The organism is Falsiroseomonas oryzae, from assembly GCF_027856955.1.
GTDB lineage: Bacteria > Pseudomonadota > Alphaproteobacteria > Acetobacterales > Acetobacteraceae > Falsiroseomonas > Falsiroseomonas oryzae.
This window is the reverse complement of record NZ_JAPSMD010000065.1, coordinates 1-18,752: the sequence shown is the minus strand read 5'-3', so window position 1 is coordinate 18,752 and position 18,752 is coordinate 1. Positions and strand designations below refer to the sequence as shown.

Annotated in this window: 16 protein-coding genes; 6 read left to right on the top strand and 10 right to left on the bottom strand. The window is 73.4% G+C overall.

All coding sequences use genetic code 11. The features are described 5' to 3' along the window. Positions 1-476, bottom strand: a 476-nt coding sequence (locus tag OZN99_RS09430; RefSeq protein WP_270934956.1) for a Bug family tripartite tricarboxylate transporter substrate binding protein, incomplete at its 3' end; no start/stop codon positions are given. 2 nt (positions 477-478) lie between these two features. Further along, complete coding sequence (locus tag OZN99_RS09425) at positions 479-1,468, bottom strand: Bug family tripartite tricarboxylate transporter substrate binding protein (RefSeq protein WP_270934955.1); 990 nt, start codon at positions 1,466-1,468, stop codon at positions 479-481. A 94-nt stretch (positions 1,469-1,562) separates the two neighbouring features. On the opposite strand from OZN99_RS09425, the gene OZN99_RS09420 reads away from it, so the two are divergent. Continuing rightward, positions 1,563-2,480: a dihydrodipicolinate synthase family protein gene (locus OZN99_RS09420; protein WP_270934954.1), complete on the top strand. Its 918-nt coding sequence runs from the start codon at positions 1,563-1,565 to the stop codon at positions 2,478-2,480. Further along, complete coding sequence (locus OZN99_RS09415; protein ID WP_270934953.1) at positions 2,477-3,652, top strand: mandelate racemase/muconate lactonizing enzyme family protein; 1,176 nt, start codon at positions 2,477-2,479, stop codon at positions 3,650-3,652. Before OZN99_RS09420 ends, OZN99_RS09415 begins: the two co-directional genes overlap by 4 nt. A gap of 12 nt (positions 3,653-3,664) precedes the next feature. Here the strand turns inward: OZN99_RS09415 and OZN99_RS09410 are convergent, their stop codons facing one another. After that, entirely contained in the window at positions 3,665-4,648 is a 984-nt protein-coding gene (locus OZN99_RS09410; RefSeq protein ID WP_270934952.1) for an ABC transporter substrate-binding protein, read from the bottom strand. A gap of 122 nt (positions 4,649-4,770) precedes the next feature. Between OZN99_RS09410 and OZN99_RS09405 the strand changes: the two genes are divergently transcribed. Further along, a complete protein-coding gene (locus OZN99_RS09405; protein WP_270934951.1) occupies positions 4,771-5,157 on the top strand; it encodes a RidA family protein in 387 nt (128 codons plus the stop codon). A gap of 113 nt (positions 5,158-5,270) precedes the next feature. Here OZN99_RS09405 and OZN99_RS09400 read toward each other — a convergent pair whose 3' ends face one another. The 4 genes from OZN99_RS09400 to OZN99_RS09385 all read right to left on the bottom strand — a co-directional run bounded on the left by OZN99_RS09400 (position 5,271) and on the right by OZN99_RS09385 (position 10,376). Beyond that, entirely contained in the window at positions 5,271-6,242 is a 972-nt protein-coding gene (locus OZN99_RS09400) for a Bug family tripartite tricarboxylate transporter substrate binding protein (RefSeq protein WP_270934950.1), read from the bottom strand. A 62-nt stretch (positions 6,243-6,304) separates the two neighbouring features. Then, positions 6,305-8,071, bottom strand: a complete 1,767-nt coding sequence (locus OZN99_RS09395; RefSeq protein WP_270934949.1) for an adenine deaminase — start codon at positions 8,069-8,071, stop codon at positions 6,305-6,307. Further along, positions 8,068-9,630 carry an ABC transporter substrate-binding protein gene (locus OZN99_RS09390; protein ID WP_270934948.1) on the bottom strand — a complete coding sequence of 521 codons (1,563 nt, stop codon included), beginning with the start codon at positions 9,628-9,630 and terminating at the stop codon, positions 8,068-8,070. Before OZN99_RS09390 ends, OZN99_RS09395 begins: the two co-directional genes overlap by 4 nt. Beyond that, positions 9,627-10,376 (bottom strand): phosphoribosyltransferase, encoded by a 750-nt coding sequence (locus tag OZN99_RS09385; RefSeq protein ID WP_270934947.1) that lies wholly within the window; start codon positions 10,374-10,376, stop codon positions 9,627-9,629. Before OZN99_RS09385 ends, OZN99_RS09390 begins: the two co-directional genes overlap by 4 nt. Positions 10,377-10,387: 11 nt before the next feature. On the opposite strand from OZN99_RS09385, the gene OZN99_RS09380 reads away from it, so the two are divergent. After that, positions 10,388-11,317 (top strand): nucleoside hydrolase, encoded by a 930-nt coding sequence (locus tag OZN99_RS09380; protein ID WP_270934946.1) that lies wholly within the window; start codon positions 10,388-10,390, stop codon positions 11,315-11,317. A 20-nt stretch (positions 11,318-11,337) separates the two neighbouring features. On the opposite strand, the gene OZN99_RS09375 is transcribed toward OZN99_RS09380, so the two are convergent. From OZN99_RS09375 to OZN99_RS09365, 3 genes are all read right to left on the bottom strand, one after another. Then, entirely contained in the window at positions 11,338-14,259 is a 2,922-nt protein-coding gene (locus OZN99_RS09375) for an ATP-binding protein (RefSeq protein WP_270934945.1), read from the bottom strand. A gap of 10 nt (positions 14,260-14,269) precedes the next feature. Then, the gene (locus tag OZN99_RS09370) at positions 14,270-15,340 is read right to left on the bottom strand and encodes a TRAP transporter substrate-binding protein (protein WP_270934944.1); all 1,071 of its coding nucleotides are present in this window, start codon (positions 15,338-15,340) and stop codon (positions 14,270-14,272) included. A gap of 121 nt (positions 15,341-15,461) precedes the next feature. Then, positions 15,462-16,784, bottom strand: a complete 1,323-nt coding sequence (locus OZN99_RS09365; protein ID WP_270934943.1) for a Coenzyme F420 hydrogenase/dehydrogenase, beta subunit C-terminal domain — start codon at positions 16,782-16,784, stop codon at positions 15,462-15,464. Between the two features lie 87 nt (positions 16,785-16,871). On the opposite strand from OZN99_RS09365, the gene OZN99_RS09360 reads away from it, so the two are divergent. Next, positions 16,872-17,306: an OsmC family protein gene (locus OZN99_RS09360; RefSeq protein ID WP_270934942.1), complete on the top strand. Its 435-nt coding sequence runs from the start codon at positions 16,872-16,874 to the stop codon at positions 17,304-17,306. 92 nt (positions 17,307-17,398) lie between these two features. Next, on the top strand, positions 17,399-18,289 hold the full coding sequence (gene speB, locus OZN99_RS09355) for an agmatinase (protein ID WP_270934941.1): 891 nt from the start codon (positions 17,399-17,401) through the stop codon (positions 18,287-18,289). Positions 18,290-18,752: the final 463 nt, after the last annotated feature.

Genomic DNA, 18,752 nt, shown 5'->3' with positions numbered 1-18,752 from the left:
CCGGCCAGCGCGGCGCTGCCGGTCTGCAGCGGCTGCCGCGCCGCGCGCCCGCGGGCCGCCAGCGCCGCGAGGTCGGTGTCCGGCGAGGCCGCCGGCACCACCAGCACATTCGCCGAATGCCCGGCGAAGAACACCGGCGCGAAATCCGCCGCGGTGTCATAGGGCAGCCGCGCATAGAGCCCGGGCGCCACCGCATGCGCATTGGGGATCAGCAGGATGGTGGTTCCGTCCGGCGTGGCCTTCGCCGTGCGGTCCGATGCGATGGTACCGCCCGCACCGGTGACGTTCTGCACCACCATCGGCTGGCCGAGCAGCGGCTGCATCCGCTCCGCCAGGGTGCGCGCGATGATGTCGGTGGCGCCGCCCGCGCCGTAGCCGACCATCAGGGTCACGGGACGCTCCGGCCACGGCGCCTGCGCGCGCGCCGCGGCGGGCAGCGCCAGCGCGCCGAGCAGCGCGCGACGGGTCGTGCGCATGCTCACTCCACCACGATGTTCTGCGCGCGGGCCAGGTCGCGGAAGGTCGCGATCTCCCGCCCGATGAAGGCGGAGAAGGCCTCGGGCGTGGTCTGCTGCGGCATCTCCAGGAACTGTTGGCGATAGCGTTCCTGCGTCTCCGCGCTGCGCAGGAACACCTGCGTCTCCTGCGCCAGCCGCGCCAGCACCGGCGCGGGCGTGCCGGCCGGCGCGGCCAGGCCGTGCCAGGAGGCGAGCTCGGCGCCCGGGAAGGTCTCGTTCAGCGCCGGCAGGTCCGGGTAGCTCGGCATGCGCACGGGCGCGGTGGTGGCGAGCGCGCGGATGCGCCCTTCGCGGATCAGCTGCGACGTGGTGGCCGCGACGTCCAGCGAGCAGTCGATCGTGCCCGCCACCAGGGCCTGCAGCAGCGGCCCGCCGCCGGTGAAGGGCACATGCGTCATGCGGATGCCCGCCTTCGCCATGAACAGCTCCATGCCCAAATGCAGCGAGGAGCCGACGCCGGAGGAGCCGAAGTTGATCGCCTCCGGCCGCGCCTTCGCGGCATTCACCAGGTCGGCGACGCTGTTCACGTTGGGCAGCTTCTGCGGATTGACCAGCAGCAGCGCCGGCGTGACGGCCAGGTTGGAGATTGGCGCGAAGTCCTCCAGCGGCCGGTAGGGAAGCGGCTGGCGCCGCACCGCCGGCACGATGGCGTTGGCGGCGATGTTGATCAGCCCGATCGTGTAGCCGTCGGCCGGGCTCTTCGCCAGCGCATCAACGCCGATGGTGCTGCCCGCGCCGCCACGGTTCTCGATGACGAAGCCGCGGTTGAAGGCCGACTGGAAATGCGCGCCCAGCATGCGCCCGACGATGTCGGCCGCCCCGCCCGGCGGGAAGGGCACGATCAGCCGCACCGGCCGCGATGGCCAGGCTCCGGCAGTGCCGTCGCCCTGCGCCCTTGCGACGGCAGGCATCAGCAGCGTGGTGGCGAGCAGGGCGCGGCGTGTCGGCATCTCGGGCTTCCTCCCGCACCCGGCTTGCGGCCGCCGGGCGCTTGCGGCCAAGTGTGCTGGCGCCGCGGCGGGCGGGTCAACGGGGAGGCAGGCGATGGCGAGTGCGAGGATCGGTGGCGTCTTCCCCGTGCTGCCCACCCCCTTCACGCCGGAAGGCCCGCCCGACCTGCCGGCCTTCCTGCGGCTCGCCGACTTCGCGCTGGAGGCCGGCGTGGACGGCGTGGTCTTCCCGGGCATGGCGAGCGAGGTCGAGACGCTGACGGCGGAGGAGCGCGCCGGCATGGTCGCGGCGCTCGGCCGGCATCTCGGCGGTCGCACGACCTTCGTGGTCGGCGCGAGCCATGCCGACCCCGCGCACTCCGCCGCCCGCGCGCGGGAAGGCCAGCAGGCCGGCGCGGTGGCCGCGATGATCATGGCGCCGCCTGCCTGCGGCCAGGACGTGGCGCAGCATGTCGCCTACTACGCCGCCGTCGCGGCCGCCGCGCCGGGCGTCGTCATCATGCTGCAGAACGCGCCCGCGCCGAACGGCGCCGGCCTGCCGCCCGAGAAGGTCGCCGCCATCGCCGCGGAGGTGCCGGCCATCCGCTACGTGAAGGAGGAGACGCTGCCCTGCGGCCAGCACGTCACGCGCATCCTGGCGGCCGCGCAGGGCCGTCTCGACGGCGTGATGGGCGGCGCCGGTGCGCGCTTCGTGCTGGACGAGCTCGCGCGCGGCGCCTGCGGCACCATGCCCGCGCTGGAGATCGCCGATGCGCATGTCGCGCTGTGGAAGGCCTGGCAGCGCGGCGACCGGGCGGAGGCGCGGCGCATCTACACGCTGACGCTGCCGCTGCTGGCCTTCCAGATGACCTTCCGCGTGCGCGCGACGAAGGAGGTGCTGAAGCGCCGCGGCCTGCTGGCGCACACCGGCGCCCGCGCCGCCGGACCGAAGCTGGACGACGGTGACATGGCGGAGATCGGCGAGCTGCTGGCGACAGCTGCCCCGGCGCTGACGATGCACCCCGTGCAATGAGCGACAGGATCGAGAAGGTCAGCGCGTACGTCGTCGAGATCCCGCGCGACGTGCCCTACCTCGGCCCGCTGCGCGAGGGCGAGCACGTCAACCGCCGTGGCTACATCGTGCGGCAGGGCAACCGCACACTCTACCCCACTGCCGACCGCTCGGTGGTGCTGCGCATCGACACCGAGCGGGGGCTGACCGGCTGGGGCGAGACCTACGGCATCGTCGCGCCGGACGCCGTGCGCGCCATCGTGGAGGACGTGGTCGCGCCGGTGCTGGAAGGCCGCGATCCCTCGGCGCCCGCGGTCATCCACGAGGATCTGTACGACCTGATGCGCGTGCGCGGCTTCTTCGGCGGCTTCTACCTGGACACGCTCGCCGCGGTGGACATCGCGCTGTGGGATCTGCTGGGCCGGCGGCTCGGCGTTCCGGTCTCGACGCTGCTCGGCGGGCGGCGGCACGACCGCATCGCGGCCTACGTCTCCGGCCTGCCGCGCGCCACGCTGGAGGAGCGCGTCGCCTTCGCGCGCGACTGGCAGGCGAAGGGCTTCCGCGGCTTCAAGTTCGCCGCGGTCGTCGCCGATGACGGCGCCGAGGCCGAGATCGCGGCCCTGCGCGAGGGGCTGGGCCCGCGGGCCGAGATCATGGCAGACCTGCACTGGCGCCACACGGCGCCGGAGGCGATCCGCCTGATCCGCCGCATGGAGCCGCACCGCCTGGCTTTCGCGGAAGCCCCCTGTGCGCCGGAGGACATCGAGGGCATCGCGGCGGTGGCGCGCGGCGTGGGCGTGCCCGTCGCGCTCGGCGAGGAGCTGCGCACCGTCTTCGAATGGCAGCCCCGCATCGCCGCGCGCTGCCTCGGGATCGGCCAGCCGGAGATGGGCCGCACCGGCATCACCGAGTTCGTGCGCATCGGCGCGCTGTGCCACGCCACCCACATCGCGGTCATGCCGCATGCGGCGATCGGCGTCGGCCTGTTCATGGCGGCCAGCCTGCAGGCCAGCAGCACGCTGCAGAAGCTGCCCTGGCACGAGTACCAGCACAGCATCTTCGACCCGAACCTGCGCCTGACGCAGCCGACCGGCACGCGCCACATGGCCTGCGCCGCCGGGTTCTACACCCTGCCGGACGGCCCCGGCCTCGGCGTGGAGCCGAGCGCGGAGATGCTGGCGCTGCTGGCCTGACGCGCCTGCGCGCTACAGGCTGGCCACCGCGCGTTCCCAGTAGCCGAGGTCGAGGTAGCGCTCCGCCGGCGGGGGTGTACCGCCCCAGGTCCCCAGCACCTCGGCACGGATCTTCAGCACGTTGCGGAAGCCCTCCAGGTCGAAGCGGCCATCCACCGCCGATCCGCTGCGCGGGTCGGTCAGCAGCGCCAGGTTGCGCCGTGCCATCGCGGGCTGAAGCCGCAGGCGCTCGGCCAGGATGGCGACCGTCGCGTCGGCGTTGGCAGGCGCGAGCATGAAGCGGATGCCCTCGACATAGGCGGCGAGGTAGCGCGTCACGACATCCGGGTTCTGCCGCGCCCAGGCCCGCATCGCCCAGCCGGCATTGCCGAGATAGGGGCCCAGCACCTCGGTGATGGAGCCGAGCCGGGTCAGTCCACGATCCTCCGCCTGCAGGCTGAAGGGCGGGTTGAGCATGGAGGCATGCGCGGTCGGGTCGTTGAACATCAGCTCGTAGCGCGCGAAGGTGCCGCCGGTGGGCCTGACCTCGTAGGTGCCGCGCGGCAGGCCGTTCATCTCCAGCATCTTGTAGCCGGCGATGGCATAGGCGGTGCGCGGGCTGTCCACGATCAGCGTCTTGCCGCGCAGGTCGACCCAGCTGCGGATCTCGGGCTTGGCGTACATCGCGTTGAAGGCGCTGTCGCCGCCGATCAGGATGCCGATGTCGTGCCCGTCGGCCTCCATCGCCACGGCGTTGTCCACCCCGGCGACGACGAGCTGGTGGTTGCCCGCGGCCAGGCCGTTGCGCAGCACGTCGGAGTTCGGCGTGTTCAGGATCTCCACCGCCAGGCCGCGCTTCGCGAAGAAGCCCTGAGCCTGGCCGACGAAGAGCGGCAGGTTGGCCAGGCCCGGGAAGACCATGACCTTCAGGTTGGTGGTCTGCCCCACCGCCAGGCGTGGCGTGGCAAGCAGGGCGGTGGCCGCGGCGAGCGTGGCGCGGCGCGTGGTGGGCAGCATGGATGTCCCCTCCGTGAGGCGTTGCGGCAATCCTGCCCGAATGGCGGCGCCGTGCAACCACCTGCACAGCGGCCGCGCCTGCCTCTACGCTGCCCCACAAGACCCAGCGCAGAGGAGCCGCCATGGACAGGCAGGTCATCACGTCGCCCCGCGTCACGCCGATGCGCTCCGGCGTGTCGCACGCCGTGAAGGCGGGTGGCATGGTCTATGTGACCGGCGCCACCCCGTTCCACGGCGACCGCCAGATCGCGCGCGGTGATTTCGCGGCCCAGCTGCACCAGGTCATGCGCAACATCCAGGCAATCCTGGAGGAGGCCGGCAGCTCGCTGGACCGCGCGGTGAAGATGAACATCGCGCTGACCGACATGTCGCGCTACGCGGAGTTCGACGCGATCTTCAAGACCTACTTCGCGCCCGGCAACTACCCCGCGCGGCAGACCACCGAATCGCCGCGTCTGGCGCATCCGGACTTCCTGGTCTCGATCGACTGCATCGCGGTGGCCGGCTAGACCAGCGTAGCCCTGACTGTGTTCAGGGCTACGCCGGTCCAGCTTCCCTGGCCCGGCGATTCACGCCCTTCGCCGTGCCCCCCTTCGGTGTGCACACTCAGGGCGATCGCGGGCTAATCGGCCTTCAGCCCGATCGCGGCGACCAGTTGGCCGACGCGCGCGCTGTCGCTCCGCACCCGCTCCGCCAGCTCGGCCGGGCCGAGCGGGAAAGGGGCGGTGCCGATCGGCAGGCGATCGAGGAAGGCGGGGGAGCGCACCGTGTCCTGCAGATCGTGCGCCGCGCGGTCCACGACGGTCGCCGGCGTTGCGCGCGGGAAGAACACCGCGACCCAGGTGTTGACGAGCTGCACGCCCGGCGCGGCCTCCGCCATGGTGGGCACCTCGGGCAGCAGGGGATGCCGCTCCGTTCCGTTGTAGGCGAGCGCGCGCAGCGTGCCGGCCTGGATGTGCGGCAGAGTGATCGAGAAGCTGTCCAGCGTGACCTGCACGCGGTTCGCCAGCAGGTCGGTGTTGCCGGCCTGGCTGGTGCGGTAGGGCACGTGCTGCATCGGGAAATCGAGGCCGCGGCTCAGCGCTTCCAGGTTCAGGTGCGGCACCGTCGCGTTGCCGGGCGAGTAGTAGAAGACCGGGTTGTCCGCCGGCCGCGCGCGCGCATAGGCGGCGAGCTCCGCCAGGCTGCGCACGGGCAGCTGCGCGTTCACTGCGAGGAAGGAACTGGAGATCGCCAGCCCCGTCACCGGCGCCAGCTCCGGGAAGGGATCGAAGCGCGGGTTCTTCTGGATGTGCGGCAGGATGGTCAGCGCCGCCGCTGCCACCACGCCACAGACCGTGCCGTCGGCGGGCGCGCGGATCAGGGCGTTGGTGCCCAGCATGCCGCCGGCGCCCGGCTGGTTGTCGGCGGCCAGCCGCCAGCCATGGCGCTGGCCTACGGCCTCGATCAGCACGCGCGCGACCTGGTCGCTGATGTTGCCGGCTCCGTAGGGGATGATCATGCGCGTGGGCGGCGCCCAAGCACGCGCGGTCTGTGCCAGGGCGGGGCGCGCCAGAAGGGCGGCGCCGGCGGTCAGGACGTGACGGCGTCGCATGTCTCGGTCCCTGCGCTGTCGTATCTGCAACGCTATGGGGGCCTCACGCGCCCGGCAAGCCGTCAGGCCGGCAGCGGCTCGGCCGGGTCGAAGATCTCGCCGGTGCCGCCATCGGTCAGGCCGAGGTCGGTCGGATGCGGCCCGGCGTTGCAGGCCAGCGAGATGCCCGTCAGGCCGCGGAAGACGCGGAACGGGCCCTGCCAGTCGATCACCTGGTCGGCGGCGGCGCGCAGCTTCGCGAAGTTCGCGGCCGTGACCTCGGGCGGCGTGTCGGCCAGCAGGCCGGCGATGGGCAGCGGCAGCAGCGCGACCACCTTGCCCTCCCGCGCCACGGCCATGCCGCCGCCGCAGGCGATCAGCGCGTTCGCGGCGGCCTGCATGTCGGCGGGGTCGCGGCCGAGCACCAGCAGGTTGTGGCTGTCGTGGCTGATGGTGGTGGCGATGGCGCCGCGCGGCTCGCCCCAGCCATCGGTGATGCAGGTCTGTGGCTGCGCCGCGGTGCGGCCATGGCGGTGGATGATGGTGATGCAGGCATGACCGGGCGGCAGCACGGCGAAGCCGTTGCGCACGGGCAACTCCACGCTGCCCCACTTGCCGAACCGCGCGCCGACGATCTTGCGCAGCCTTGCGCGCCCGTCGCCGATCCCGGCGACGCGGGGCATGAAGGCCTCGATGGGCTGCGGCGCCAGCTTCACCGTGTCGCGCGGCCCGTCCGTGCGCGGCGGCGGCGCCAGCAGCCTGCCGTCGCGCGCAACCAGCTTCCCGGCGGCGAGGACGCGCTCCACCGTCACGGAGGTGAGTTCCGTCAGCACGACGATGTCGGCCTGCCGCCCGGGCGCGACCAGCCCGAGGTCGTCGCGCTTCAGCCGCATCGCGGCGTGCAGCGTGGCCAGCCGGATGGCGGCGATCGGGTTGACGCCGCGCGCGATCACGCGGGCGATGGTGTCCCGCAGCCCACCCTTCTCCATCAGCTCGTCGGGGAAGATGTCGTCGGTGCAGAGCACCAGGTTCGGCGGCAGCATCGGCATGGCGGCCAGCGCCGTCAGCGCGCCGGGCAGCACGTAGTCGTGGCTGCCGCGCAGCTCCACCGTCAGGCCGGCGCGCAGCTTCTGCACGAAGTCCTCGGCGTCCACGATCTCGTGGTCCGAGGTGACGCCGGCGGCGGCATAGGCCTGCAGGTCGGCATCGCGCAGCCCGCGCGCATGGCCATTGACGTTCTTGCCGCTGGCCAGACCCGCGCCGACGATCCCGCTCATATGCGGCGTGCCGCGCACCACGCCGGGCATGTCCATGACTTCCGCCACGCCCGCCACCTCGGGCCAGGACAGCATCTCCGCCATCTCCGCCGCGCCGAACTCGGCGCCGGCCACTTCCAGCCCGGGGGCGGAGGGCACGCAGGACGGCGCGGCGATCAGGCTGCGCAGCGGCAGGTTGCGCGACGCGTCGATGGCCCAGCGCACGCCGGGCAGGCCGAGCACATTGGCCAGCTCATGCGGATCCCAGACGCAGGTGGTGGTGCCCGCGGGCACGACCGTGGCGGCGTAGTCCGCCGGCGTCATCAGGCTGCTCTCGTAGTGCAGGTGGCTGTCGATGAAGCCGGGGACGAGGAAGCGGCCCGACACATCCTCCACCGCCGCCGCATCCTCCCGCGTGCCGGGCGGATGCACGCTGGCGATCAGCGGGCCGACCAGCCCGACATCGGCCGCGCGCAGTTCGCCCGTCGCGACGTCCACGACCGTGCCGCCGGCCAGCAGCAGGTCGAAGGGCGCGGAGCCGCGCGCGGCCTGCACGGCGCGGGCACGGATGGCGGCGTTGACCGGGTCGTTCATCGCGAAGCCCTTCCTGCGCTGGAGGCCAGCGTCATCTCGTCCGTGCGCGCCTCGTAGGTGAAGCCGCGGCGCATCGCCCAGGTGTTCACCTGGAAATACAGCGGGATCAGCGCGGTCTGGTCGCGCAACGCCATCCGGGTCGCCTGCTGCGTCAGCGCGCGGCGCTGGTCGTCGTCGATGGTGGTGCGGGCGCGCTGGATCAGCGCGTCGATCTCCGCGTTGCTGAAGCGCCCGCGATTTGCCGTGCCCAGGCCGAGCTGGGGGTTCCAGGAATGGATCTGCGTCTCCAGCATGCCGAGCAGCTCGGGGTTCGGCGAGAAGCCGGCGAGGTTCACGGAGTAGCGCAGCTGCGCCGCCTCGCTGAGCCACACGGCGCGGGTGCGCGTCTCCACCGTCGTCGCCAGGCCCAGCCGTGTCCACATCTGCGCGATGGCCTGCACCACCTGCTCGTCGTTGACGAAGCGGTCGTTCGGGCCGTTGACCTGCACCGCGAAGCCCTGTGCCCAGCCGGCCTCCGCCAGCAGACGGCGTGCCTGCTCCAGGTCGAAGGGCGGCGGCGTCATGTCGGGGGAGGTGCCGAAATAGCCGGGCGGGCCCAGGTCCCCCGCCGCCAGCGCCTGGCCCTGCAGCACGCGGGAGACGAGCGCCTCGCGGTTGATCGCCAGCGACAGCGCACGGCGCACGCGGGCGTCGCGCAGCGGGTTCGCGATGCGCGATCCGTCCTTGCCGCGCACGAAGGGGCTGTCCTCCCGGTCGGAGTCGAGGGTCAGGAACAGCAGCCGGTTGGACGGGCTCTCCGCCACCGTGAAGCGGGCGGCGTCCTGGCGGAAGCGCGCGAAGTGGTCGGGCGGGACGATCTCGATCAGGTCCACATCGCCCGCCTGCAGCGCGGCGACGCGGGCGCCCGCATTGGCGATGGGGCGGAACTCCACGCGCGCGAAGGCGGGCGCGGCGCCGTGGAAGGCGGGGTTGCGCTCCATCACGACCGGGCTGCCCGGCTGCCAGGACACATGGCGGAAGGGGCCGGTGCCGATCATGGCGCGGCCGGCATTGTAGTCGGCGGTGGTCGCGCCCTCGCCATGCTTCCTCGAGACGATCATCACCAGCGCCAGGAAGTTCGGCAGCAGCGGCGTCGGCTGGTGGGTGCGCAGGCGGATGGTGGTGGCGTCCACCGCCTCGACCGCCGCGATCGGGCGCGTGGCGTAGCGGAAGCTGGACGGGGAGTTCGGCACGTCGCCGGCGCGCGCGATGGTGAAGGCGATGTCCTCCGCCGTCACCGGTGCGCCGTCGTGGAAGCGCGCGCGGGGGTCGAGCGTCACTTCCCACGTCGTCTCGTCCACCACGCGCATCCGCGTGGCAATCGCCGGGCGCAGGTCCTGCTTGTGGTCCTGCTCCATCAGCGGCTGGAAGACGTGCCGGCCGAAGGCGATGTTGGTGATCAGGCTGGCGAAATGCGGGTCGAGGCTGGTCGGCCCGGCCTCCACGCCGATGCGCAGGTTGTCCTGCGCCAGGGCCGGCCCGGCGAGCACCAGGGCGAGCAGGGCGGCACGCAGCGTCATGCGGCAAGGTCCTTCGGCATCAGCGGGCAGATCTCATGCGGTGCGGTAGCCGGCAGCGGCACCCAGCCCGCAGCGGCACGCGCGAAGACGGGCGTGGCGAAGACGGCGCGCACGGGGACCGCGTCGGCCCAGTCGCGCATCCATCGGTCGCCCTGCGCCATGGCGACCAGCAGCGCCACGGGCGTGACGCCCGCTGCCGCCAGCAGCGCCAGGCCCGCGCGGGCGGAGGCGCCGGTGGAGATCACGTCGTCCACCAGCAGTACGCGCCGCCCGGCGAGCCGCGACAGCAGGCGGGGATCCAGCCAGAGCCTGCGCTCGCCCGGCGAGGTGATGGACTGCGCCGGCACGCTCAGCCGCTCCTCGTACCAGCGCTTGCGCGACCAGCCCGGCGCGACCCAGTTGGCATGGCTGAGCGCCTCCGCCACCAGGGGCGCGAAGACCTGGCCGAGCGTCGGCAACCCCACGACCACCTCTGCCCCGAGCGGGCGGGCCAGATCGGTCATCCAGCCGGCCAGCCGATGCACCACGGCGAATGCCGCCTGGTTTGCGACGAAGCCCGCCACCCCCGTCGCGCCCAGGTCGCGCAGCGGCAGCGCCAGCGCGCTGCCATCGGGCATGGCGGCGGGAAAGGCCTCCGCCCAGGCACCTTGCGGCGCGGGGCGGGGCCCGAAGCTTTGCCAGTGCTCCATCGCGGCTCGGCTGTGTGGTTGCGCCGCACCGTGCCATGCTGCGCGGCGGCAGAGCAACCGGAGGCCGGATGACGCCGAAGCCCACCATCATCGACTGCGACCCGGGCACGGACGACGCCGTCGCGCTGTGGCTCGCACTCGGTTCGCCGGAGCTCGATGTGCGCCTGGTGACGGTGGCCGGCGGCAATGTCGGGCTGGCGCGCACCACGGCGAATGCGCGCGCCGTCGTGGGCCTTTCCGGTCGCGCGGTGCCCGTGGTGGCAGGGGCCGAGCGTTCCCTGCTGGCCGATTTCCGCGCCGAGCCGGCGGTGCACGGGGCCGACGGGCTGGGCGGCGTGGTGCTGCCCGAAGGCCCGGCGCTGGCGCCCGGCATCGCGGCGGATGCGATCCGCGACACGTTGCGCGGTGCGGCGCCCGCCTCGGTCACGGTGATCGGCCTCGGGCCCGTGACCAACCTGGCGCTCGCCTTCGCCACGGAGCCCGCGCTGGCGGATCGCGTGGCGGAGATCGTGCTGATGTCGGGCGCCTGGGCCGAGGGCAACATCACGCCGGCCGCCGAGTTCAACGCCTGGAACGACCCGGAGGCGCTGGCGATGCTGCTGCATCTCGGCCGGCCCCTGGCGATGGCGACGCTCGACCTGACCGCGCAGGCCTTCGTGACCCCGGCGCTCGTCGCGGATCTGGCTCGCCGGCCGGGCGGGGCGTGCTGGCAGGCGGCGCTGCGCATCCTGGGGGCGCTTCCCGCCTCGAAGCGGTTCGGGCACCGCGGCTTCCCGCTGCACGATCCCTGCGCCGTGGCCTGGGCGATCGCGCCCGCGTTGTTCGGCGCGCGCCAGGCCTTCGCGGAGATGGATCTCGCGGCGGGCCCGTCGCGCGGGCGGACCGTGATTGACCGCTGGGGCCGGCTCGGCCGCCCGGCCAACCTGACTCTGCTGGAGACGCTCGACGCGCCGGCCTTCTTCGACCTGCTGGCCGACCGGATCGCCGCCCTGCCGTAGCGCCGGGCTGGCGCGGCCGGTTACCGCGCCGTGCGCTGCGCCGCGAGCGGAACCGCCGCGGGAGGTCCGGCATCGTTCACCGGCTCCGGCTGCAGCGCCGCATCCACGGCGGGCAGGGTCGCCGCCGCAATCTCCAGCACGCGCCGCAACGGCTCGCGCGGGTCCGTGCCGGACTGGATCGCGCCCTGCATCGCCTCGATCGCGCGCGAGAGGCGCCGGGCGCCGAGGGTGCGCGCCGCGCCCAGCAGGCGATGGGCTGCCTGGCGCAGCCGCGGCACATCGCCGGCGAGGCCCTCCGTGCGCAGCGTGTCCACGCCCAGGCGCAACTCCGCGACGAACTCGCCGATCACCACCTCGGCCGTCGGGCCGAGGTCGGTGGCCAGATTGCCCAGCGCCGCGCGGTCCACCAGCACGGGCTCGCTGGCGGCCTCGGCGGGTCGCGCGCCGCTGCCCAGCGTGCCGCCGGCGGCCAGCCGCATCACGGCGGAGAGCAGGGATTCGCGGTCGATCGGCTTGGCGAGGTGGCCGTCCATGCCGGCCGCGTGGCAGGCCGCCACCTGCTCGGGCAGGGCGGAGGCGGTGACGGCCAGGATCGGCACCTGGCCGCGCGCGCCGTCCAGCGCGCGGATCCGGCGGGTGGCTTCCAGCCCGTCCATCCCCGGCATCTGCACGTCCATCAGCACGATGTCGTAGTCCTCGCGCTCGGCCGCGCTCAGCGCCTCCACCCCGTCGGACGCGCTGTCCACGCGGTGGCCCGCGGCCACCAGCATGGCCCGCGCCACCATGCGGTTCGCCGCCACGTCGTCTGCCACCAGCACGCGCAGCGACCGCGCCGGGGCCTGCGGTGTGGACGGGCCGCGGGGAGCGGCCAGGGCGGGCACATGCGGCGCGGCGACCTCGCGCAGCGGCAGTTCCACCCAGAACAGGGCGCCGTCCGTGATGTCCGGCGAGCAGCCGATGCGCCCACCCATCGCCGCGGCCAGCCTGGCCGAGATGGCGAGGCCGAGGCCGGTGCCCGTGCCTTCCTGGCCCGGCATCGGCGCGATCTGCGAGAAATCCTCGAACAGCAGGTGCCGTTTCTCCGGCGGGATGCCCGGGCCGTTGTCCTCCACCTCGATGCGGATGCCCTGCCGTCCATCACCGAGCGGACGCACGCGCAACTCCACCCGCCCGCCGGGCGGCGTGAACTTCACGGCGTTGGAGAGCAGGTTGAGCAGCATCTGCCGGAGGCGCGTCGCATCCGCCTCCACCGCCGCCGGCGCGTCGGGCGCGACGTCCAGCGTGTAGCGCAGGCGCTTGCGCGCCACCTCCGGCGCCAGCAGCCCGCCGCAGGCCTCGAGCAGCGGGCGCAGTGCCAGTTCGCGCAGGTTCAGCTCCAGCTTGCCGGCCTCGATCTTGGACAGGTCGAGCAGCCCGTTGACCAGCTCCAGCAGATGCTGGCCGGCCTCGCTCAGGGTCGCCACCTGCTCGCGCTGCTCCGCGGTGAGGTCCGGGTCGCGCAGCAGCACCTGGGCGAAGCCGAGGATGCCGTTCAGCGGCGTGCGCAGCTCGTGCGACATGCGGGCCAGGAACTGGCTCTTCGCCTCGCCAGCGGCGCGGGCCGCGTCGCGCGCGCTGGCCAGCTCCTCCATGGTGCGCTTCAGCTGGGTGATGTCGGTGCGGATGCCGACGGTGCCGCCATCCGCCGTGCTGCGCTCCGTGATCAGCACCCAGCGGCCGTCGGGCAGCAGCCGCTCGATCGGCGGGTTGTCGGCATGGCGCCAGTAGTCCATGGCGTTGATGAAGGCGTCGATGTCCGGCCCGGCCTGCGGATACTGCCCGCGCAGCGCGCCTTCGCGCATGATGTCGCGGAAATGCGCGCCCGGTTTGATGAAGGGCGCGGAGATCGCGTAGAAATCCTTGTAGCGCTGGTTGCAGGCGATCAGCCGGTCGTCGGGGCCGAACATCACGAAGCCGTCCGACATGCTCTCAAGCGCGTTCTCCAGCCGCGTGCGCCATTGCGCGCGCTCCGCCTCGGCGCGTTCGCGCTGGTGCAGGCCGAGCAGCAGGGCGGCGGCCAGCGCCAGCACCAGTGCGCCGAAGGCGGTGGAGACGACCAGCGCGCGGTCGCGGTCCTGCCGCCAGCCCGCCAGCGCCGCATCCACCTCCACGGTCACGGCGACCAGCAGGGTGGGGTAGAGGGTGGAGCGCACGGCGACGAGCGCGGGCTGGTCGTTGAAGCGGCTGCGCGGCTCGGGCGACTCCGCCATCGCCGTGGCCGGGGAGGCCAGCTTCCTTCCGATCCGCCCTTCGTCGTGCGGCAGCACGGCCAGCAGCGTGCCGTCGTCGCGTTCCAGCGTGACGCGGAGCCCCGGCGCCTCGCCGCCCACCGCGAGCAGCGAGCCGACCAGCGGCACCGGCACCTCGGCCACTGCGGTCACCGTGCCGAGCGCGGGCATGGTGACGGGGCGGGCGAAGAACAGCGACCATTCGCCGGTGGCGGCGTTGCGGGCCGGCCCCCCCACCATCAGCCCGCCGCCGCTCGGCCCGACTTCCACGAAGGCCGGCCCGAGGGGGACGGGCAGGGACCGTCGGCGCGACACCGCGAGGCCGGAGGTGACCGGCATGCCGTCGGCGCCCACCAGCAGGACGTCACGGAAGGTGAAGTTCTGGTTGTTCAACTCCCGCAGGACGCGGCCGGCGCCGGCCGCGTCGAAGCCGCCGTCGCGGGAGAAGGGGCCGAGCACCGCCGGCAGCCCGGCCAGCATCGCGTCCACCTGGACGAAGTTGCGGTTGATCGAGGCCTCGACCGCGCGGCTGACGCGGTTCGCGGTGTCCTGCGCGGCATGAAGGGCGGTGGCATGCGAGCGATGCAGCAGCAGCGCGGTCACCACCCCCTGCGCGGCCAGGATCAGGACGGCGGCGGCGAGGGTGGCGAGGCGAAGCCGGCGGGTGGTCTGCATCGCCCCGCGCTCAGTCGGGCTGGACGTGCATGTTGAAGACCGGCGCCAGCCGCGTGTTCCAGGCGTCCACGCAATCGGGGCCGCAGCGGTTGACCCAGCGCGGCAGGACGACCTCGGTCAGCAGGCGGTTGCGCCGCGCGGTGTCCGCGGGGCTCACGGGCACCACGGTCATGGTCCCGCGGCGCCCCTGGGTGCAGGTGGGCAGCCCGGCATTGCAGGCCAGGCCCTCGCCGGTCTCCCGGTCGGCCGCGCGCCAGATCTCGGTCTCGAGGTCGCGCACGCCGGCTCGGATGATGGCCCGCAGGTCGGCCGGCAGCGAGGCCCACGCGTTCACGTTCGCACCGAAGACGGAGATGCCCCAGGTCAGCCCCATGGCGTGCACATGGGTGGTGACCTCGTGCAGCCCGATCGCGTTGCCGGACAGCGTGCCGGTGATGGCGCATTCCACCACGCCGCTGCGGAAGGCCTGGATGATCTCGGCGAAGGGCGTGACCACCGGGCTGGCGCCGAGCGCCTGGATCAGCTCCGACTGGCCGACGGAGGAGGTGCGCACCCGCCGGCCGGCCAGGTCGGACAGGCCGGAGAAGGGCCGATTGCAGAACACGACCTGCGCCGGATAGGTGTAGACGCCGATCAACTCGATCCCGTAGCGCTCGCGCAGCAGCTGCACCAGGTGCGGGCGGAACGCCTCGACCGTGCGGGCCAGCGTGTCGATGTCCGGCGACAGGCCGGGCAGATCCACTGCGTTGAACTCGGGCTCCTCCGTCGCGGCCAGCGACAGCAGCACGGTGCCGAAGGGCACCACGCCGAGCCGCATCAGCTGCAGCATCTCGTGCCCCCGGATGCCGCTGCGGTCGAAGGGGGCGATTTCCGCCTGGACGCGCCCGTTGGTCAGCTCACCGATCCGGCGGCGCCAGAACGGCTCCTCGAATCGGACATACTGGCTGACCCCGGCCAGGCCCCCCACCACCTTCATGCGTATCGGCGGATCTGCCGCCGCGGCCGGGCGATGGAGGACCAACGCGGCGAGGAGCGCGCAGCACAGCGCGGCAAGGAGAGCCCGGCGGCGGACCGGCGTCATGCGTCACTCCATGCAGGGACGGTCGGGCACGCCGCCAAGTCCGGCCGGCTTCCCCCACCCCTGCCACCCTCTTAGCAAAGTTTGGCATGACGGCGGCAACCATTACGCGAATCGTGTTTCGTCAGCCCGTCGGGACGGCGGTGGTCCGCGGCGTCTCGGCCTGGGCGGGTTGTGGGCCGGGGGGGTCGGCGCGCCCCCGTGCGGGGCGTCCCGCCTCGCCGTCCCGGGGGGTCAGGCCGTAGGGGGCGACCAGGCGCCAGACATGGGGCGGGACCATGCTGCGCAGGCGCCGCGGGGCCTGGTGGCGCAGGAAGAGCACGGTCTCCACCGCCTTCATCTCGACCCGGGCACGGGCGAATTCCAGCCCGCGCGGGCCGATGCGCGGCATCAGCCAGCCCACCAGGGGGCGGAGGAAGCCCGGCATGCGGCGCAGCGGCAGGCCGCCCGCGGCGCGATCCGTGTTGGCCAGGAACCCCTTCACCGCGCCAGCCCGCTTCCCGGCCGAGGCCGGGGCCGAGAGCGCCACCTCCGGCGTGATCAGCGCCAGCAGCTCCTCCCCGCGGTCGTTGCGGACGGTCAGCCACTGCGCCCCGGTGCCGCCCATGTAGCCCACGGTGATGTCGGCCAGGACATTGGTGTAGTCCACGCAGGTCCGGCAGGTGAGGGGAAAGAAGTCCGGCGGCAGGCGGCTGATCGGCAACTGCAGGAAGGGGATCTCCCGCACCCGTCCGTCGGCGTGGCGCAGCTCCACGTGGTAGTCGGCGCGGAATTCCAGGTAGGTGATGGAGGCCGGGTCCGGGTCCAGCAGGTCCAGGAAGCGGTGGAACATTTCGGTCGTGGTGTTGTCGGAACACGGCGTGCCGATGACGTAGAGCCGCTCGAGGCCCAGTTCCGCCTCGATGGCGCGCAGCGCATGGACCTGGCAGGGGATGCCGATGATGGCCAGGCGCCGGTGCCCGGCCCGCGCGGCGGGCTCCAGCAGCGCCAGCAGGGGCGCGAAGCCCATCTTCATGCCGCGGCAGGCCGCCATGTCCTCGGCCCGCGTGACCAGCACCGGCACGGGCTTCCAGCGATCCTCCGGATCGGCCGCCATGGCCAGCACGGCATCCACCGCGCCGGTCTCCAGCAGGCGCTCGCCGAGGCGGGTCGCGATCCCCGTCCATTGCGCGCCCGGTCGCGCCGGCTTGAGGGCGGCGCGGAACATCCGCCGGAACGGTCCGAAATGCGCCTCGTCGGGGCGCGCCGGGTCGCGCGACCGCCCGTGCACGCGGGCCTCCAGCGCAGCATGGTCGGGCCGCAGGAACTGGCAGGCGCGGCCGCAGGCCTTGGCGAGCGCGGTGCGGGACAGGCCGCAATCCGTGCAGAGCGCGCGGGGCGCCGGGGCGGCAAGCGGCGGCGCCCAGGGTCCCGGCGTGGCGCCGGCGGGCACGAGATCGTGCGGCATCGCCATGCAGGCTAGAAGCAGCCCGTGCCCGCTGTCACGCTCCCCGTGGCAGGCCGCCCGGCGGCCCCCAAAGCAGGAGACGACGACATGGCTTCCATCCGGCGCGAAGGCTCGGCGGTCTGGCAGGGTACCGGCAAGGAGGGGACGGGCACGCTGACGACCCAGTCCGGCACGCTGCGGGGCACGCCCTATTCCTTCACCGCCCGCTTCGGCGACGGCCAGGGCACCAATCCGGAGGAGCTGATCGCGGCCGCCCATGCGGGCTGCTTCTCCATGGCGCTGGCTTTCCAGCTTTCCGGCGCCGGGCACCCGCCGCAGGAACTCGCGACGACCGCGCGCCTGACGATGGAGCAGGAGGCCGGCGGCTGGCGGATCGCCGCCGTGGTGCTGCAGCTGCGCGCCCGGGTGCCGGGCATCGACCGGGCGAAGTTCGACGAGCTGGCCCAGGCCGCCAAGGCGAACTGTCCGGTCTCCAAGGTGCTGAACGCCGCGATCAGCCTGGAGGCGACGCTGGAAGGGTAGCGCCTTCCCGGCCGAGGCGCGCCGCTAAGCTCGCCTGTGCCCCAGCGGGCGCGACGCTGGCCTCGCAGGCGCCGGCTTGGCAGGCTTGCCGGATGACACTGGTCCCGACCTTCTCGACCCCGCCGGGCTTCCTTGGCCTGCCGCTGCGGCAGGATGCGCCCGGCATTGCGGTCGCCGGCATCCCGCTCGACCTCGGCACCACCAACCGCGCCGGCGCCCGGGACGGGCCGGCGGCGATCCGCAGGGCGTCGCGGATGCTGGTGGACGGCGCACATCCGACGACGCGGGTGGATTTCCGCAGCCGCGACGTGGCCGATGTGGGCGACTTCAGCCTCGCGCTCGGTGATCTCGCCGGCAGCCTCGCCCTGGTCGAGCAGCAGGCGGCGGCGCATGGCCACCTGGTGGCGCTGGGCGGCGAGCACGGCATCACGCTGCCCTTGCTCCGCGCGCTGGCGAAGCGGGTCGGCGGGCCACTGGCGCTGGTGCATTTCGACGCGCATCTCGACACCTGGCCGGAGAGCTTCGGGCAGCGCTTCTCCCACGGGCAGCCCTTCTTCCACGCCATCGAGGAAGGCCTGGTGGACCCGCGGCGGATGATCCAGCTGGGCATCCGCTCGCCAACCGATCCCGAGGTGATGGACTGGACGCTGGCGCACGGCGTCACCGTGATATCCGCCATCGAGGCGCACGAGGCCGGCCCGGCCGCCGTTGCGGCCCGCATCGCCGAGGTGGTGGGGCCGGCGCCGGCCTATCTCTCCTTCGACATCGATGCCCTCGATCCCGCCTTCGCGCCGGGGACGGGCACCCCGGAGGCCGGCGGGCTGGCGAGCTGGCAGGTGCAGGCGATGCTGCGGCGGATCGGCGGGGTGGATTTCCGCGGCATGGACGTCGTGGAGGTGGCGCCGGCCCACGACGTGGCGGAGATCACCGCGCTGGCGGCCGCGACCATCGCCTGGGAGTATCTCTGCCGGGCGCCCGGTTAGCGTCGCGGTAACAGTTCCGGCGACCCGCGCGGATTGCAGGTAGCCATGCCGGGAAATCAGCGCCAGAGCCGAAAATTCGCTTGAAACCGTCGCAAGGCGCCGCTATTTCTCCGGGCGTCGCGGCGGGAATGCTTTCGCCGCGCAGTTCCGACGCCAGCGCACGTGCCGCGAGCCCCCGGGGACATCCCTGTCAAGGGCACAGCAACGACGGGACGCGTCTCTTGTCCGGTCCGCCCGCCAGTGGGGCGGAAAGTTCGAGGGAGCCGCCTGTGTCGCCTGACCGCCGCGGCGCGAGATCCACTCGCGACCCAGCCAGCGCCTGAGCCGGCGCGCCGGAGGCAGAGCCGAACCCCGCGACCTTGACCGGTCCGGGGCGAGCCCCTGCGCCCGCGCACGCCGCTTGCGCGCGGCGCCCTGCAGCGTCCCGTCCGGCTTGCCGGCGTGCCGCGCGCGGGGGGCAGCG

What these genes read in the sequence shown, in the direction of transcription:
- OZN99_RS09365 (WP_270934943.1), bottom strand. Translation starts at nt 16,784, where the DNA reads ATGCCGCACGATCTCGTGCCCGCCGGCGCCACGCCGGGACCCTGGGCG.
- OZN99_RS09410 (WP_270934952.1), bottom strand. Translation starts at nt 4,648, where the DNA reads ATGCTGCCCACCACGCGCCGCGCCACGCTCGCCGCGGCCACCGCCCTG.
- OZN99_RS09405 (WP_270934951.1), top strand. Translation starts at nt 4,771, where the DNA reads ATGGACAGGCAGGTCATCACGTCGCCCCGCGTCACGCCGATGCGCTCC.
- OZN99_RS09360 (WP_270934942.1), top strand. Translation starts at nt 16,872, where the DNA reads ATGGCTTCCATCCGGCGCGAAGGCTCGGCGGTCTGGCAGGGTACCGGC.
- speB (WP_270934941.1), top strand. Translation starts at nt 17,399, where the DNA reads ATGACACTGGTCCCGACCTTCTCGACCCCGCCGGGCTTCCTTGGCCTG.
- OZN99_RS09375 (WP_270934945.1), bottom strand. Translation starts at nt 14,259, where the DNA reads ATGCAGACCACCCGCCGGCTTCGCCTCGCCACCCTCGCCGCCGCCGTC.
- OZN99_RS09425 (WP_270934955.1), bottom strand. Translation starts at nt 1,468, where the DNA reads ATGCCGACACGCCGCGCCCTGCTCGCCACCACGCTGCTGATGCCTGCC.
- OZN99_RS09380 (WP_270934946.1), top strand. Translation starts at nt 10,388, where the DNA reads ATGACGCCGAAGCCCACCATCATCGACTGCGACCCGGGCACGGACGAC.
- OZN99_RS09415 (WP_270934953.1), top strand. Translation starts at nt 2,477, where the DNA reads ATGAGCGACAGGATCGAGAAGGTCAGCGCGTACGTCGTCGAGATCCCG.
- OZN99_RS09390 (WP_270934948.1), bottom strand. Translation starts at nt 9,630, where the DNA reads ATGACGCTGCGTGCCGCCCTGCTCGCCCTGGTGCTCGCCGGGCCGGCC.
- OZN99_RS09395 (WP_270934949.1), bottom strand. Translation starts at nt 8,071, where the DNA reads ATGAACGACCCGGTCAACGCCGCCATCCGTGCCCGCGCCGTGCAGGCC.
- OZN99_RS09370 (WP_270934944.1), bottom strand. Translation starts at nt 15,340, where the DNA reads ATGACGCCGGTCCGCCGCCGGGCTCTCCTTGCCGCGCTGTGCTGCGCG.
- OZN99_RS09420 (WP_270934954.1), top strand. Translation starts at nt 1,563, where the DNA reads ATGGCGAGTGCGAGGATCGGTGGCGTCTTCCCCGTGCTGCCCACCCCC.
- OZN99_RS09400 (WP_270934950.1), bottom strand. Translation starts at nt 6,242, where the DNA reads ATGCGACGCCGTCACGTCCTGACCGCCGGCGCCGCCCTTCTGGCGCGC.